12 protein-coding genes and 2 pseudogenes are annotated in these 16164 nt (G+C 67.7%); 5 read left to right on the top strand and 9 right to left on the bottom strand.

What is annotated here, in order from left to right; genetic code table 11:
• The first annotated feature begins 127 nt into the window (after positions 1-127).
• Both eccA and C0J29_RS21720 read left to right on the top strand, forming a co-directional pair.
• Positions 128-1963, top strand: coding sequence for a type VII secretion AAA-ATPase EccA (gene eccA / locus C0J29_RS21725; RefSeq protein WP_120793531.1), 1836 nt, complete (start codon positions 128-130; stop codon positions 1961-1963).
• On the top strand, positions 1963-3630 hold the full coding sequence (locus C0J29_RS21720) for a MinD/ParA family ATP-binding protein (protein ID WP_242460512.1): 1668 nt from the start codon (positions 1963-1965) through the stop codon (positions 3628-3630). Before eccA ends, C0J29_RS21720 begins: the two co-directional genes overlap by 1 nt.
• 102 nt (positions 3631-3732) lie before the next feature.
• Here C0J29_RS21720 and C0J29_RS21715 read toward each other — a convergent pair whose 3' ends face one another.
• The 6 genes and pseudogenes from C0J29_RS21715 to C0J29_RS21695 all read right to left on the bottom strand — a co-directional run bounded on the left by C0J29_RS21715 (position 3733) and on the right by C0J29_RS21695 (position 9511).
• Positions 3733-5247: a class I adenylate-forming enzyme family protein gene (locus C0J29_RS21715; RefSeq protein WP_120793530.1), complete on the bottom strand. Its 1515-nt coding sequence runs from the start codon at positions 5245-5247 to the stop codon at positions 3733-3735.
• Positions 5244-6179 (bottom strand): acyl-CoA dehydrogenase family protein, encoded by a 936-nt coding sequence (locus tag C0J29_RS21710; protein WP_120793529.1) that lies wholly within the window; start codon positions 6177-6179, stop codon positions 5244-5246. The genes C0J29_RS21715 and C0J29_RS21710 overlap by 4 nt, the downstream gene beginning before the upstream one ends.
• The gene (locus C0J29_RS21705) at positions 6176-7333 is read right to left on the bottom strand and encodes an acyl-CoA dehydrogenase family protein (protein ID WP_172834828.1); all 1158 of its coding nucleotides are present in this window, start codon (positions 7331-7333) and stop codon (positions 6176-6178) included. Before C0J29_RS21705 ends, C0J29_RS21710 begins: the two co-directional genes overlap by 4 nt.
• 22 nt (positions 7334-7355) lie before the next feature.
• A pseudogene (locus C0J29_RS35000) lies at positions 7356-7766 on the bottom strand (acyl-CoA dehydrogenase family protein); the annotation flags it as partial.
• A 60-nt stretch (positions 7767-7826) separates the two neighbouring features.
• Positions 7827-8450, bottom strand: a pseudogene (locus tag C0J29_RS34995) (acyl-CoA dehydrogenase family protein); the annotation flags it as partial.
• The gene (locus C0J29_RS21695) at positions 8447-9511 is read right to left on the bottom strand and encodes an acyl-CoA dehydrogenase family protein (protein WP_120793527.1); all 1065 of its coding nucleotides are present in this window, start codon (positions 9509-9511) and stop codon (positions 8447-8449) included. The pseudogene C0J29_RS34995 and the gene C0J29_RS21695, both read right to left, overlap by 4 nt.
• 77 nt (positions 9512-9588) lie before the next feature.
• Between C0J29_RS21695 and C0J29_RS21690 the strand changes: the two genes are divergently transcribed.
• Positions 9589-10440 carry an LLM class flavin-dependent oxidoreductase gene (locus C0J29_RS21690; RefSeq protein ID WP_120793526.1) on the top strand — a complete coding sequence of 284 codons (852 nt, stop codon included), beginning with the start codon at positions 9589-9591 and terminating at the stop codon, positions 10438-10440.
• On the opposite strand, the gene C0J29_RS21685 is transcribed toward C0J29_RS21690, so the two are convergent.
• Both C0J29_RS21685 and C0J29_RS21680 read right to left on the bottom strand, forming a co-directional pair.
• Positions 10403-11131 (bottom strand): SDR family oxidoreductase, encoded by a 729-nt coding sequence (locus tag C0J29_RS21685; protein ID WP_120793525.1) that lies wholly within the window; start codon positions 11129-11131, stop codon positions 10403-10405. The two genes, C0J29_RS21690 and C0J29_RS21685, sit on opposite strands and share 38 nt — an antisense overlap.
• Positions 11128-11949 carry a FadR/GntR family transcriptional regulator gene (locus C0J29_RS21680; protein WP_055577788.1) on the bottom strand — a complete coding sequence of 274 codons (822 nt, stop codon included), beginning with the start codon at positions 11947-11949 and terminating at the stop codon, positions 11128-11130. Before C0J29_RS21680 ends, C0J29_RS21685 begins: the two co-directional genes overlap by 4 nt.
• 98 nt (positions 11950-12047) lie before the next feature.
• Here C0J29_RS21680 and C0J29_RS21675 point away from each other — a divergent pair, with 98 nt between their 5' ends.
• Entirely contained in the window at positions 12048-14426 is a 2379-nt protein-coding gene (locus C0J29_RS21675; protein ID WP_371872429.1) for a CaiB/BaiF CoA-transferase family protein, read from the top strand.
• Positions 14427-14443: 17 nt separating this feature from the next.
• A complete protein-coding gene (locus tag C0J29_RS21670; protein ID WP_065044080.1) occupies positions 14444-14635 on the top strand; it encodes a ferredoxin in 192 nt (63 codons plus the stop codon).
• A 21-nt stretch (positions 14636-14656) separates the two neighbouring features.
• Here the strand turns inward: C0J29_RS21670 and C0J29_RS21665 are convergent, their stop codons facing one another.
• Entirely contained in the window at positions 14657-16024 is a 1368-nt protein-coding gene (locus C0J29_RS21665) for an HNH endonuclease signature motif containing protein (protein ID WP_120793523.1), read from the bottom strand.
• Positions 16025-16164 lie beyond the last annotated feature (140 nt).

Raw genomic sequence — 16164 nt, 5'->3', positions numbered from 1 at the left:
AATAACTTTCTACCGCCATGTCGTGGCACCTGACGTTTACGTGCATGATTACGCGGGACACTCGAGGGGCAGCGGGTTTGTATGTGCGGCAAGACCACCGCGCGGTAGTAGTGAGGAAACCGAGTAGATGCCTGGCACCAGGGACGCGCAGCGGGTCTTCGACGCCGGCGTGCTGTCACTGGGGATACCCATCGACGGGCTGGAAACCGACCGCGATGTCGCTTATGCCGCACTGGCTTTCAAGCGTGCCACCGAGCATGACCCGCAGATGAGCGACGCCTGGCTGGGGCGCGCCGCCGCCGGCGACGTCAGTAGCGAGGTGCTCTACAACCTGTGGCGGACCAGCAAGGACAACCTCAACCGCGAGCAGCGCCGGCTCGGGCTGCCCCGGCATGCACTCAGCGGCCGGTTCCAGACCGGCCTCTACCTGGATTACACCCTGAGCACTCTCACCGAGGTGTGGCTCGCATACGCGGCGAGCATGATCGCGGGCAAGGACTATGACGAGGCCGAGCGGGTGCTCGACGAACTCGGAACCCTGCGACGGTCCATGCCCGACGGCGACGCCGAGAACAACGAGATCTGCGCCTACATCCGGGCGGTCCTGCACTTCACCACTCAGCGCTGGCCGGATGTCCTTACGGCACTGGCTAATTCAGCCTCATTCAGCGACGAGTACGTCAGTGCCGGATGCCACCTGATGGTGGGTTCGGCCTGTGCGCAGATGGGCTTGTTCGGCGAGGCGATCCGTCGGCTGGATCAGGCGATCGACGGGCCGATTCCGGCCGCGAGCCGGGCCGCGGAGTTTTGCAAGGGGCTGACCCTGCGCGAGATGGGCAAAGAGCCCGAGGCGCGGATCATCTTCGAGCGCATCTACAGCGAGGAGCCCGGCTTCGAGGCCAATGCGGCCGCCCTGCACGACCCGAAGTACCGCCTCATCGTCAGCACCCGGGACGACATCGACTCCCGCACCGACAGATGGGATCCGTCCACCGCGCGCAGCGCCCGGGAAGTCAGTGCCGAAAGCCTCTCCGAGCGCGGCAATGAATATCTGCGCGCCGCCCAGATCGAGCTGGACCGCCAGATCGGCCTGACCGACGTCAAGCTGCAAGTGGCAAAACTGCGCTCGGCCGCGAAGTTGGCCAAAGTGCGCGAAGGGAAAGGACTGAGTGCGGCCGCGCGCAGCCTGCACCTGGCGTTCACGGGGCCGCCGGGCACCGGCAAGACCACCATCGCCCGGGTCGTCGCGCAGGTGTACTGCGGACTCGGTCTGCTGAAGACACCGTCGGTGATCGAGGCCAAGCGCAGTGATTTCGTCGGCGAACATCTCGGTAGTACGGCGATCAAGACGTCGGCGCTGATCGATTCGGCGATGGACGGGGTGCTGTTCATCGACGAGGCGTACACGCTGATTCAGACCGGCCTGTCCGGTGGTGACGCCTTCGGCCGTGAGGCAGTCGACACGCTGTTGGCCCGGATGGAGAACGACCGGGACCGGTTGGTGGTCATCATCGCCGGATACGACGCGGAGATCGACCGGTTCCTGGCGTCCAACGAGGGCATGGCGTCGCGGTTCACCAAGCGGATCCGGTTCGCCTCCTACAACCCGACCGAGCTCGGCGACATCGGCCGGCTGATAGCCAAGACCAGGGATTCCGAGCTGACCGAAGGGGCGTACGACGAACTCGTCTCGGCCTGCGAGGTTCTCTACCGCAACCAGTCGGCGGACGACACCGGTGCGCTGCGCCGCGAGATCGACCTGGTGGGCAATGGACGTTTCGTTCGCAATGTCATCGAATCGGCCGAGGAGGAGCGGGAGTATCGCTTGAGCGAACGCGACGACATCGACGTGGAGGATCTCGGTGAAACCGAGCTGATGCGGATCGAACTCGGCGACATGCGGGCAGCGTTGGAGAATGTGCTCGGTATGACCACCGGCCAATTGATTTCGAGAACCCGATAGTGAGCGAATCCGACGCGCCGAAAACGGGATTCAAGCGCAGCAGCGACGCGGACACGAATCCGATTCCGGTCCGCGAGATTCGGGCCAAGCTGGCCCAGGAGGCTGCCGAGTCCGAGGCCCCGACTGTTGTCGAGGACGTGCCGGTAGCGACGGGCCCGTCGACAGCGGGGACGAAGGTGATGGACGTGCCGCCATCTTCAGAACCGGCGTCAGAGCCGGCGCCCGAGCCCGAGCCTGAACCCGAGCCGGAACCCGCGGCCGAGCTGGAACCCGAACCTGAGCCGGAACCCGTGGCCGAGGTGGAACCAGAACCGGTGCGTCCGGCTCCGACCACCGAAGGCACCCGGGTGATGAATCTTCCCCCGCTGCCGCGGCGTCCAGTGCCGGAACCGCCGGCGGACGCGCCACGGCCTCGTCCGGCCCCGGTGTTCAGCAGGCCACCGGTATTCAGTGAGCCACCGCCGCTACCAGAACCCCCGGCCCCGGAACCCACAGCCGTCATCGAGATCCCGGAGCAACCGCCGGTGCGCCCCGCGCCGATTCCCGGACGCCCCGTTCCCGAAGCGCCGCCACCACCGCCGCCGCCGGCACCACCACCGGCGCCGGCGCCGCCGCCGGTGGTTACCCAGCCGCCTGCGGATCCCAGGCTGAACCCGCCCGCGCCGCCGCCGGTGGCGACCCCGTTCACCCGGGCCGCCCCGAGCGCTCCGCCGCAGCACCACCAGGACCCGCGGATGCCCTCGCACACCGACCTGGGACTGGTGCGCCGCGTCCGGCCGCTGCCCCAGCGCGGCTGGCGCAAGGTGGTGCACCGCGTCACCGGCCTGAATCCCAAAGAGTCCGAACAGGAGAACACCCGCCAGAAGCTGGTGGCGCGGGTGAGCCAACCGGTACGCGGCGACTACAGCATCGCGGTGCTGTCGATGAAGGGCGGCGTCGGCAAGACCACGACGACGGTCGGGTTGGGGTCAACCTTCGCGGCGATCCGCGGTGACCGGGTCATCGCCGTCGACGCCAATCCCGACTTCGGCACCTTGGCCCAACGTGGTCCCGATCAGAGCCGCTCGACGGTGCGGGATCTGTTGCTGGACGACAACATCTTTCGCTACTCCGACATCCGCCGGCACACCTCACAGAGCACCAGCCGACTGGAAATCCTTGCCTCCGAACGTGATCCGGCGACCTCCGAGGCGTTCTCCGAGGCCGACTACCGGGTGGTGATCCGCCTGTTGCAGCGGTTCTACAACCTGATCCTCACCGACTGCGGCACCGGGTTGGTGCACTCGGCGATGTCGGCCGTGCTGGACGAGGCCGACGCGATCGTGCTGGTCGCCTCGCCGGCCATCGACGCCGCGCGCAGCGCGTTCGCCACGCTGGACTGGCTGGAACACCATGGCCGCGGACATCTGGTGCCCAACGCGACGGTGGTCATCAGCGCGTCACGGCCCGGGAGGTCGTCGGTAGACCTGGACAGACTGGCCGCGCAGTTCCTCACCCGGATTCGCGCGGTGCACGTGATCCCGTTCGACGACCATCTGGCCCAGGGGTCGGAGATCGTCCTGGATCTGATGGGCGGCCGCACGCGGCAGTCATTTCTGGAATTGGCTGCGTCCATCGCGGACGGGTTCGCGCATACGAAGCGGTCGGACCGGGCTTCGCGCGGCTGACGGAATCTCTCCTCGCGGCGAGCGTGAATTCTGCGACGCGACGCGTCGGGTAGGCGTCGGCGATTTCACGCTCGGCGTGCCGCTTCGTCGTGGCAGGCTCGGTTACCCGCCCCGCGCCGCCACCATCGCGGAGCGGTTCACCTTGGTGGCTGCGGTGCGGGGGATGCCCTCGACGAATTCGACTGTCTTCGGAACCTTGTAGGGCGCAAGGCGACTCTTGGCGTACTCGATCACCTGCTGCTCGGTCAATGGGTGCGCGGCATGAATGACCGCGTGGACCCGCCGTCCCCACCGCGTATCGGACAACCCGATGACGACGACATCGGCGATGCCGGGGTGTCCGATGAGCGCCGACTCCACTTCTGCCGGAAAGACATTGGCGCCGCCGCTGATGATCATGTCGGCGCGCCGGTCGGTGATGTGCAGATAGCCGTCCGCGTCCAAGTGACCGATGTCGCCGGCCGAGCGGAACCCGTCTTCCGTCGACGGCAGCGGCGGCGCCCCACCCAGGTACCGGTAGCCGGCGCTCATCGGCGCGCGCAGATAGATGTCGCCTTGCTCGCCCGGTCCCAGGGGCCGCTTATCGGCGTCCAGAATCCGTATTTCGGTGTCCCGGAATCCGCGTCCCACGCTGCCCGGATGACTGAGCCACTCGTCGCCGCGCAATGCGGTGAGCCCCAGGTTCTCGGTCATGCCGTAGGCCATCACGATCTGTTCCGGGCTGAGCAGCTCGAACCAGGTGTGCAGCAGCGATGGTGGCATCACCGCGGCGCCCTGCAGGATGAACACGATGCTGGACAGGTCGCGCCGACCGATGTCCGGCAGCGCGGCGACGCGGGACAACATCGTCGGCGTCGCCGTGAAATTCGTGATGCGGTACCGCTCGATCGTGTCCACAAATGTTGGCGCATGGAACTTTTCGAGGATCACCAGGTGGTCGCCGCCCAACAGCATCAGCAGCGGGGCGAACCCGTTGGTGTGATACATCGGGGCGGGCACCATGATCCGCTGCGGCTTGGGCACCGGCGTCCAGTTCTCCAGGAAAGGCTCACCCTGCTGGGGGATCCACAGCGACGGCGCCAGGTTGAGTATCACCTTGGGCACGCCGGTGGACCCGCTGGAACAGATGCCGTTGGCGGTGGGGGAGACCGCTGTCGGCAGCGGAGTCGCCGGCGCGGTGGCGGCGTACGCGTCCAGCTCCCAGCGGCTGACGTCATCGACCACGACGGCGGGGTTGATCACCGCCCGAACCCGCTCGCGTTCCCACTCGGGCAGGTCCCAGTGCATCGGAATCGGAACGGCACCGACCTTCCAGCAGCCCAGCGTCGCCAGCACCAGGTGCAGCGAGTTCGGAATGGCGATGGCCACCAGCGAACCCGTCTCCGCGCCGCGAGCCGCCAGCGCCCGGCCCCACTGATTGGCGCGGGCACCGAGTTCGCCGAAGGTGAGCGCCTGCACGCTGCCGTCCAGCGCCACGACCGTGACCGCGGTGTCGTCAGGCTGTTGCTCGGCCAGCTCGGTCAGCTTGGTCGCGAACGGGACACCGTCCTCGAACGGGTTGGCAGGCACCTCGCTGGTGGCGGGGCTGGGGACGGGGGCGGTGACGGGCTGGTTCATGCCGGGACACGTCCGTTGAACAGCGTCTCGAATGATCCGTCCTGCACGTCCGGGATCAGCCGCAGGGCCAGCGCCTCCGGACTTAGCGGCAACCGGATCAGCGGCTGCGTGTGCCGGTCGAGCACGCTGACGTCGGATTCGTCGCAGAAGCCCAGGGCGCCCAGCAGTTGATGTGCGGTGCGCAACACCTGGCGCGCCGTCTCCGCCGCCTTCAACCGCAGCACCAGGGCATCTGCCGAAAGGGTCTGCGCGGGAACCGTTTCCGGCCGGCACAGGGTGTACTTGGCGAGTTCGTGCAGTCCGCGCACCGCGACCGCGGCATCGGCGACGGTGAACCGGACGGCCTGGAAATCGGCGAGGGGCTTGCCGAACTGCACCCGCGCCTGCACATGCTGCGTGGCGATGTCCAGCGCCTGCTGCACCGCACCCAGAATCCGCCATGATCCCAGCACGAGATGAAGGTTAACGTCGGCGGCCGGCACCGTGCCGTCGGGTGCCGACAAAGTGGCCGGAACCAGGAATGGTCCCAGCTTGGCGGTGGTCCGCGGCGCGGGCCGGACCTGGTAACGCGTGCCGTCGAGGTCCGCGGCGAGCCAGGCGCCGGTCAGGTCGCCATGGTCGATGCGCGGCGCCTGCGGGTTCACCAGGCTCAGCCGGGCACCGTCGATCGTCAGCAGTTCTTCGACGAGCGGATACGGCAGGGCTGTCGCTCCGGCGGCCTGGCAGAGCACCGCGGCCGCCAGCAGGTCGTCGGATCCGGACCGGACGTCGAGGTCGAATGCGCCGACCTCGGTCAGTGCGTCGCGCGCCGCGAGCCGGACACCGTCGTCGGTCTCCGCACGCAGCGCGGCTGGCGGCCCGCCCAGCCGGGCCAGCCGCTTGATCGCAACGGCTGCGAAGTCGGTGATATCTTGTGGCAGTTCGGTATTCACCGGTGTTCTCCCAACACGTCACGTGCCACCATCATCCGCTGCACTTCGATGGTGCCCGAGGCCACGGTGGCGGCCTGCGCGTAACGCCAGTGGTCGTCGACCGCGCCGTATAGTGCCGCGGAGCTGCCGCTGTCCAGCGCCGTCGGGCCCAGCACATCGAAAAGCAACTCGGCGACCAGTTGGTCGCACGTGGTGGTGGCGATGCGGGCGGCGCTGGCCGCCGCGCCGGCCGCGGGGTCGTCCTGCAGCGACACGGCGCGGTAAGCCATCAACCGGGCCACCCGCAAATCGACGAGCGCCCGAACCCACCGAACCCGAATCGATTCGGGCAACCGGTCCCAATCTGCGCCGAGTTCGGCCTGCATCCGGTGCAGCAGCGACTCGCAGCGGGCGTAGCGGGCGATACCGACGCGCTCGAATGCCAACGCCTCGCGCATCACCCGCCAGCCGTCACCCGGCTCGCCGAGCATGTCACCGGGATACGCGGGCAGATCGTCGAGGAACACCTCGTTGAGGTGATGAGGCCCCAGCATGGACGGGATGCCGCGGACAGTGAAGCCGGGCCGGTCCATCGGAATCAGAAACAGGCTCAGCCGCTTGGATTTCGGTGCATCCGGGTGGGTGCACGCGGCCAGCACACACCAGGACGCCATCCGGGCATACGAGGTCCAAACCTTCTGGCCGGTGATCCGCCACCCGTCACCATCGGGGACGGCGCGGGTGCGCAGCGACGCGAGGTCGGTTCCGGCTTCGGGTTCGGAGAAGCCCTGGCACCAGATCACCTCGCCGGACGCAATCCCGGACAGATGCTTGGCCTTCTGCTCGGCGGTCCCGTAGCGCATGATCGCCGGACCGACCCAGTTGATGCCCATGTACTGCGGTCCGCGGGGCTCGTAGTTCGCCCACATCTCTTCGCGCAGCACCGTCTGCTGCCAGATCGAACCACCGCCGCCGCCATGCTCTTTCGGCCACGCCAGCGCCAGCAACCCCTCGGAGGCGAGTAGCTTGCAGAAGGATTCGGTGGTGGCCAGATCGTCGGGATCGTCGGTGCACGCACCCAGGAAGTCGGCCGGGATGTGTTCGGCAATCAACTGCCGCAACCGATTTCGCAGTTCACCGGCGTCGTCGCCGAGGTCATAGTCCATCCTGGTCATCCATCCTGGTCATCCATCCTCGTCATCCCTTCGGCAGCCCGAGCAGCCGCTCGGCGATGATGTTGCGCTGAACCTCGGAGGTCCCGCCGTAAATGGTCGCGGCCAGGGCGTCCTGCCGCTCGAACAGCAGGTCGGGATCCGCGGCCGAAGCTGGTCCTGCCGCCGCCGCGCTGAGCTCCCAAACTCGCTGCAAGGTCACCGATCCGAGCAACTTCATGGTGTCGGCTTCCGGGCTGGGCCGGCCGGCGAGCTCGTTGTCCAGGGCGCGGTATCCGGTGGCCCGCAGCGCTTCCGCGTCGGCGAGCAGGGCACCCAGTTCGGCGTAGATGTCCTCCGATGCGTTCCTGCGGACCGAGTCCAGGCCGCGCTGGATTTCGACCCAGTTCATGATCCAGATCATTTGGCGTTCATGGTGCAACGACGACATGGCGACCTGCCAGCCGCCGTGCAGCGGACCGAGCAGGTTCTGCACCGGCACCTCGACGTCGTCGAGGAAGACCTCGCAGAACGTCTCATCGGAGATCGACGCCATCCGGACCGGCTCGATCCGCACCCCGGGTGACTGCAGGTCGAGGATCAGGCAGGAGATACCGCGGTGTTTGGGCGCCTCCGGATCGGTGCGCGCATACAAGGTGCACCAGCGCGACTCGTGGGCCTGGGTGGTCCAGATCTTGTGACCGTTGACCCGGAACACGGGGCCGTCGCGCTCGGCGCGGGTGCGCAGGCCGGCGAAGTCGGATCCGGCCTCGGGCTCGGACATGCCCAGCGCCCACCATTCGTCGCCGCGCAGCAGCGGCACCAGCAGGCGCTCGATCTGTTCGGACGTGCCGAATTGCCGAATCCCGGGCGCCGCGACGCCGGGGCCCTGGATGTTGGGCAGCTTGGGTGCCGACCGCACCGCGGCTTCGATGCGGATCTCCATCGCATCGCGCAGACCCAGCGACCGGCCGCCGTGCTCGCGGGGCCAGGTGGGTTGCAGCCAGCCGGCCTCGAACGCGGCTCGTTGATAGTCACGCCGCAACGGGATGTCCCAGCGGTAATCGCGGTAGCGGTCGTAGTAGTCGTCGGGCAAAAAGTCGCGCAGCCAGATGCCGAATTCGTCGATAACGGAGGTCATTTCGCGCCCTCCGCAAACCGGCGGCCCACCTCGTGGTACAGCGCGCGACTGTCGCCCAATTGGGCCGCGCCCTGCCAGGCGTGTCGGACGTAGAGGTGGGCGTCGTGTTCCCAGGTCTGACCGAGCGCGCCATGCACCTGGACCATGGTGCGCGCACAGGAGCTCGCGGCATCGGCGGCAGCGGCTTTGGCCAGGGCCGCGGCGGTCCACGCGCCCCGTTGGTCCAACGCCGCCGCGGCCGCGTAGGTCAGGCTGCGGGCGCGCTCGACGCTGACGTAGTTGTCGGCCAGGGCGTGTTTGACACCCTGGAAAGCGCCGATAGGGCTGCCGAACTGACGCCGTGTCTTGGCGTGCTCGACGGAGCGTTGCAGGGCGGCACTTGCCACGCCGACCAAGTCTGCGGCGAGCGCCACCAGCGGCGCCGCCAGCGCGGAGTCGACAGATTCCACCGGCGCGACGGCCAGGGGGGCCGCGTCAATCTCGACCTCGGCGACGGGCTGAGCGGGATCGGTCGACTCGGCGGCCACGACGGTCACCCCGTCGCCGGCGCGCGCGACCGCGGCCACCAGGCCCCGCTCAGCGGCATCGGCCAGGGTCACGATCAGTTCCGCGCGCCCCGCATGGGGGACGGCTATTGCCCGTCCACGCAACCGGCCGTCGCGCAGCGTCATGGTCGGCCCTGGCAGCCGCGTGCCGGGGGAGTGCGCCGCCAGGGTGGCGACGACGCCCGAGGTGATCTCGGCAAGCGCCTCATTGGTCTCCGGGCCGGCTGCACGTAACACCCCGGCAGCCAGGCCCACGCTGCTCAGCAAGGGAACCGGTGCGATGGCGGCGCCGCATTCCTCGAGCACCACCGCCAGCTCGACCGGCCCGAACTCGCCCCCGGCGTCGTATGCGGCCAGTTCGGTCCAGCCCAGGTCGACGAACGTCTTCCACAGGGTGCGCCAGCGGTCCGGATCCGCGCAGGCCTGGCGGGCGGCATCGGGTGGACACTCGGCGCGCAGGATGCCACGCACGGTGTCGCGCAGCGCCAGCTGCTCCGAAGTCAGACCAACATCCATAAGACCCCTAACATAATAAAAATAGTAAACTAGCGACCGGCACGCAATCGCGGCCGACGGGATAAGGGTTGGGGTCGATGGTCGAGTGGTATCTGTTCCTGCCGCAGGTGCGCTTGCCGGTCGCCGACATCGTGGACCGGGCGCAGTGTGCCGAGGCGGCCGGGTTCGACGGCATCGCCTTCATCGATCATCTCGAGGCCCCCGGGCAGCCGGATGAAAACATCTGGGAGGCAATGAGCATTGCCGGCTGGGTCGCCGCCAAGACGCAGCGCCTACGTATCGGTCACCTGGTGCTCTGCGATGCGTTCCGCCAGCCGGCGGTGTTGGCCAAGCAGGCTGTCACCCTGTCGGCGGCTTCTGACGGGCGCTTCGACCTCGGCCTGGGATCCGGCTCCTGGCCCGCGGAGTTCACCAAATTCGAAGTCGGCCAGCAGGATCCGGTGGCCCGGGTCGAGCAACTCGGACGCCATCTCGAGTCGATCACCGAATACTGGGCCGGCGGCCAGAATCCGGGGCCGGCGCATCCGATCCCGCTGGTCCTCGGTGGCAGCGGTCGCCGGATGATGAAACTCGTTGCCGAGTATGCGGATTGGTGGAACCTGCAGGCCAATCACCTCGATCGGCTGCCCCGACTGGCCGGTTCCACCGGATCGGCCCGGATCTCAATTCAGCAGATGGTCGGCTTCGCACGGGCCGGGACCGATCCCGATGCCGTGCGGGAGGTCAGCGTCCGGCGATTCGGTCACCTCGGACCGGGTCTGGTGTGCGGCGACGCCGACGAGCTGATCGCCCATTTCGCGGGACTGGCCGCGCAGGGTGTGGAACGCTGCTACGTCTGGTTCGCCGACTTCGCGGCACCGCAGACGCTCCGGGAATTCGGTGAATCGGTGATCAGGAACTTTCCGAACGGCGGCGGTGCACTTCGGTAGGCACCACCGGCGGACGGGCGAACGGTCCGCGCTGCACCGCGCTGAGCCTGATCTCCGGCAGGTCGACCGAGGGTTCGACGGTGTCCAGCCATGCGACCGCGTTGGCGATGTCGGACACTTGAATCGCATACATCTCGAACGGAACATCTTGCAGCATCTCGGTTTCCACCGGGCCCGGAGTCACCAGGTGCACAGCGATGCCGTCCCGGTCGACTTCCATCGCCAAGGCACGGGCGAACGCGTTCATGCCGGCCTTGGACGCCGAGTATGCGGTCCGGGCCATCATGGGTTCGTGGGACGCCGATGATGAGATGAAGATCAGGCGTGAGCCCGGGCGCATCCGGGGCAGTACCGCGGAGGTCACCACGAAGCAGGAATCCAGGTTGGCCGAGATGATGGTGCGCCACTGCTCGAATGTCTGTTTGCGCGCATAGGTTCCACCCAGTGCGCCGGAGGCGTGCACAACGAGATCGATGTGCTCGAGGGTGTCTATCGCAGCCGCGAATCCGTCCGGGTCGGACGCATCGGCGACGACCGCGCGGGCACCGATCTCCTCGGCCGCGGCACGCAGTGGTCCCGGCCGGCGCGCCACCACCACGACGTCGTACCCGAGTTGACTCAGCTTGGCAGCACACGCTTTTCCGATGCCACCGCTGCCGCCGGTGACCAGCGCGGTCCGCGGGGTCGTCAAGGGCGCCGGACGTCCCGCGGACGCGACAGCGCCTGCGGGGACAGTGCGTAGATCCGTTGTTCCGGTCGGCCGGAGAGCACGTAGGTCTGCGTGTCGGCCAGGTGGCGGCCGGCGATGCGCCGGGCCCGGTCGACGTCGCCCTCGGCGATCGTCTCGGTGAGCTTGATGTGAGTGTTGAGCGCCGCGCGCCGCTTGGCCAGCGACGGATAGGTTCCGCGCGCCGAGCTCTCGTCGGCCCACTGTTGTTCGTGGCTGCTCCACAACGTTTCCAGGCTGCCGACGACGGCAATGATGGTGTGGTTGCCGCAGCCGCGGACGATGAGATTGTGGAATTCGCGGCCGATCTCGGTGAATAACCGCCCGTCTTCCAGGTTCTCGGCCATAGCGTCGTTGACCCGTTTGAGTTCGGGCACCAAAGTGTCCGCGCGGTCCGGTCGTTGGGCGGCCAGCGCGGCGCACGCAGGTTCCAGCTCCTGCAACGCGGCGCCGAGGTCGCTGACGGCGACGGACTCGCTCTGCAAGACCAGACCCAGCATGTAGGCGGCGCTGGTCTTGGCGGGGGCGTGTACGACGGCACCGCCGCGGTTGCCCCGACGTACCGAGACCAACCCCTCGGTCTCCAGGATTCGCAGGGCTTCGCGCAGCGAGACCAGGCTGACCTTGAACTGCTCGACAAGCACTTCCTGGCGCGGCAGCAGATCTCCGTCCGCCAGTTCACCGTCGATGATCTGGCGGCGCAACTCGTCGGCTACGATTTCGGCAATCCTGGGCGCCGATAGCCGGCGACGGGCGTCGGGTCCAATACCCAAGGCGGTCATCCGGTTCCTCGCAACCTGCAGCAGGAGAGAGCGCACGGTGACTGACCCGCGAACTCGGTTGGCTTAGCTATTTTAGCAGTAATGGTATAAATAGCCGCGTGAGTCACGAGGCCGATAACCGGCCGACGCCCCTCGAAGAGCTGCGGGTCGTCGAGATCAGTGACCGACTGGCCGGCAGCTACTGCGGCAAGCTCTTGGTGGACGCGGGCGCTCAGGTCCGCAAAGTAGAACCGCCGCAAGGGGATCCGTTGCGCGGGTTTTCGGCGACGTGCTCGCCGGTGCCGGCGGGTCAGGCGTCGCCGTTGTTCTGCTATCTCAATGCCGGCAAGAGCAGCCTGAGTGTGTCGCCGGAATCACAGCGAATGAAAGCCGACCTGGCCGGGGCCGACGTCGTCATCCTGGCCTTATCTCCCTCGCGCGCCGCGGACCTGGGCATCGATCCGCAGCGACTGCTCGCCGATGCGCCCCGTGCCATCGTCGTCACCATTTCCGATTTCGGCTGGTCCGGTCCGTTCGCCGACCGCGCCGCCACCGAGTTCACGCTGCAGGCGTGGTCGGGCTGCACCGGTTTCCGCGGCGACCCGGCGGGTCCGCCGATCTCGATCGGCGGCGATCTCGGGGAGTACATGGGTGGCGTGTACGCGGCGTTCGGCGCCCTGGCAATGCTGCGCCGCGTGCAGCGCGGCGGTCCGGGCGAGCATCTGGACTTGTCGATGCTCGAGGCGATTACCGCGATGCAGAGCAGCGAATGGCTGCATTCCCAGCTGCTGCGGGTTCCACCGGTCCGCCGCACCCTCGAAGTGCCGTCGATTGTCCCGGCCAAGGACGGCTACGTCGGCATCACCATGGTTACCGGTCAGCAGTGGCTGGACTTTGCGGCGATGGTCGAATGCCCGCAATTCGAGGAGATTCCGCAACTCCGATTCCAGATCGGCCGCTGGGAGTACCGCGACTTCATCTACGAATCGATCGGTCCGTGGATGGCCGAGCGCACGGTCGCCGAGATCGTCGAGCTGGGCCAGCTCTTCCGGCTGCCCATCGCGGCTCTGGGCAACGGCGCCACCATCCGCGACATGGAGTACATGACCGAACGCGGCGTGTTCATCGAGAATCCCGCGGGGTTCCACCAGCCTCGCGCGCCGTGGCTGATGGCGGAATGCGGGCCCGCCCCAGTGCGCGAGACGCCCGCTCTCGGTGCCGGTAACGACGAATCGCCCTGGCAGCCGCGCGAATACGCGACCTCGACCGCGGGAGCCGAGCTGCCGCTGCAGGGTGTCCGCATCGTCGACCTGACCGCTTTCTGGGCCGGGCCGGCCGCCACCCACCTGCTCGCGGCGTTCGGTGCCGACGTCGTGAAGGTGGAGTCCATCCAGCGCCCCGACGGCATCCGCTATTCCGGAGGCATGCGCACCGACGTGGACGACTGGTGGGAGTACGGCTGGGTCTTCCACGCGATGAACACCAACAAGCGTTCCGTCACACTGGATTTGGGAAGCGACGAAGGCCGGGGTCTGTTCCGCACCTTGGTGGCCGGCGCCGATGTGGTGATCGAAAACTTCTCGCCTCGTGTGATGGACCATTTCGGTCTCACCGCCGATGTGCTGCTGAAGATCAACCCGCGCTTGGTCGTCACCCGGATGCCGGCCTTCGGGCTGGCCGGACCATGGCGCGAGCGGGTGGGATTCGCCCCCACCATGGAGCAGCTCGGCGGGCTCACCTGGGTGACCGGGTTGCCCGAAACCCCTCCGGTGACGCCGCGCGGCGCCTGCGACCCCCTGGCCGGGGTGCACGCCGCGTTCGCGGTACTGGCCGCGCTGCATTTCGCCGAGCGGACCGGCACCGGCCAGCAGGTCGAGTTGCCGATGCTGGAGACCGTGCTGAACACCACGGCGGTACAGCCGATCGAAGCCGAGGTATTCGGTAAAACGCTGAGCCGGAGGGGAAATCGCGGACAGGGCGGCGCGCTGCAAAACATTTACCGGTGCGCGGGGGACGACGACTGGATCGCGGTCAGCGTGGGCGATGACCGGCAGTGGGCGTCCCTGGTGAATGTGATCGGCGCGTTGAGCGATGAGGGGTTGACCACCGATGCCGGGCGCCGTGAGCGGGCAGACGAGATCGACCATGTGCTGCAGGACTGGTTCGCCGCACAACCGCTCGATGCGACGGTGGAGTTGCTAGCTGCGGCCGGTGTTCCGGTCGCGCCGGTGGGTTCGCCGTCGTTGGTCACCGAGAATCCTCAGCTGCGCGCGCGGGGCTTTTTCGAGTCGCTGGAGCACCCGCGAACGGGGCCGGGCCTGTATCCGACTCCACCGTTTGCTCTGCTGACCGGCCAACAACAATGGCTGTTGCGTCCGCCGCCGACGCTCGGCGAGCACAATGAAGACGTACTGCGCGACCAGTGTGGGCTGACCGAGGGCGAACTCGCGCATCTTGCCGCCGGCAAGGTGATCGGGAACCGGCCGGTCGGGCTCTGAGGAGGAAGGGGCATCCGATGCGCGTGATCGTCGACGCAGATATGTGCGAGGCCAATGGTTTTTGTGAATCCATCGCCGCGGACATCTTCGAGCTGGGAGATGAGGACGTGGTCCAGATCGCTGATGGTCCGGTGCCACCGGATCGCGAGGTCGACGTGCGGGCCGCGGTCGAACAGTGTCCGAGGGCGGCACTGCGCATCGTCGACTGACGGCGGTGCTTGGCCGTCAACCTAGGGTTCGTCCGCCTCGGGTGTGAGTGGTCGTTCGGGGTGGTGCATGCAGTTGGTGCGGGGTCGTCCGACGTCCAAGTGTTTGGGTGGGCGCCATTCGACGATGCCGTCGATGTTGCGGCGGGTGGTGTATTTGTGGAGCTCGACGAGTCGGTTGTCGGGTGGGCAGGCCAGGCCGAGTTCGTCGATGTGGGTGCGGCGGGTGTTCATCCAGCCTTCGAGGTGGTGGGCCTGGGTCCAGTAGCCGGGCACGGTGCAGCCGGGGCGGGTGCAGCCGCGGTCTTTGCCGAGGAGGGCCAGGCGTTGTTCGGGGTTGGCTAGGCGTTTGCCGTGGTAGAGGGCCAGGGTTTTGTCTTTGTGGAAGATCGTTAAGTAGTGGTGGGCTGGGGAGGCCAGCCGGATGACGTCGGACATGGGTAGCAGGGTGCCGCCGGCGGTCAGGGCGCGTCCGGCGCCGGCTTCGAGTTCGGCCAGGGTGGTGGTGATGATGATGGTGGTGGGCAGGCCGTGGTGTTGGCCGAGTTTCCCGGATTTCAGCAGGGTGCGCAGCGCGGTTTGCAGGGCGTCGTGGGTGCGTTGGGCGGCGGTGCGGGTGTCGCGGTCGACGGCTTCGGCGGGGGCGCGTCCGTCGATGACGGGGGTGGGGTCGTCGGGGTTGCACATGCCGGGGGCGGCGAGTTTGGCGATCACGGGTTCGAGGGTGGCGCGGAGTTCGGGGGTGATCAGTCCGCGGATCTGGGACATGCCGTCGGGTTGTTGGCGGCCCAGGGTGATGCCGCGGGTGCGGGTGGGTTCGGGTTCGTCGGGTGAGAAGTCGCCGTCGGGTTTGAGGCAGTCTTTGAGTACCTGGGCGTATTCGCTGAGTTCGTCGGGGCGGAATCCGGTGGCGGCCAGGGCGAGTTTGTCTTCGGCGTAGGCGCGGGTGGTGGCATCGACGGTGTCGGGCAGCTTGGCGAAGAATTTGCGGATGACCGCGAGGTTGGCGTCGCTGAGGTGTCCGCGGCGTTGGGCGGCGGCGGTGGCGGGCAGCACCGGGGACAGGGGTTGGCCGGTCAGGGCGCGGCGCGGGCCCAGGTCGGCGGCCTCGGCGATCAGCCGGTGGGCGTCGGTTTTGGTGATCCGCAGCCGGTCGGCCAATGCCTGGCCCAGGGAGCCGCCCAACTCCGCGTTGGTGGCCCGGGTGTCCAGTTGGTTGATGACCGCATGCCCGGGTACGCGCAACGTGCGCACCACCCGGGATATGGCGTCGATGATCCCCAACAGTCCCGCGGTGTCGGGTGCCTCGAACGTCAACTCGCACAAGCGTTCCGCGCATGCCTCGAGCCCGCCGAGAACCTCGGCGATCTCCTCGCACGTGCTCGATGACATGCCCCCGATTCTACGAAGGGGCACCGACAAGTCCGCGGCCGCTGCCGACTGAAACGCCCTTGGCTCAAAGGATTTCGTCGTGGGTGAACGCGGCAGGGACTACCCCGTGCCGAAACCGCCCACACGTCGCGGGTAGACCG

The sequence above is a fragment of the Mycobacterium paragordonae genome (assembly GCF_003614435.1).
Lineage (GTDB): Bacteria > Actinomycetota > Actinomycetes > Mycobacteriales > Mycobacteriaceae > Mycobacterium > Mycobacterium paragordonae.
This window is presented reverse-complemented; position numbering and strand designations above follow the sequence as displayed.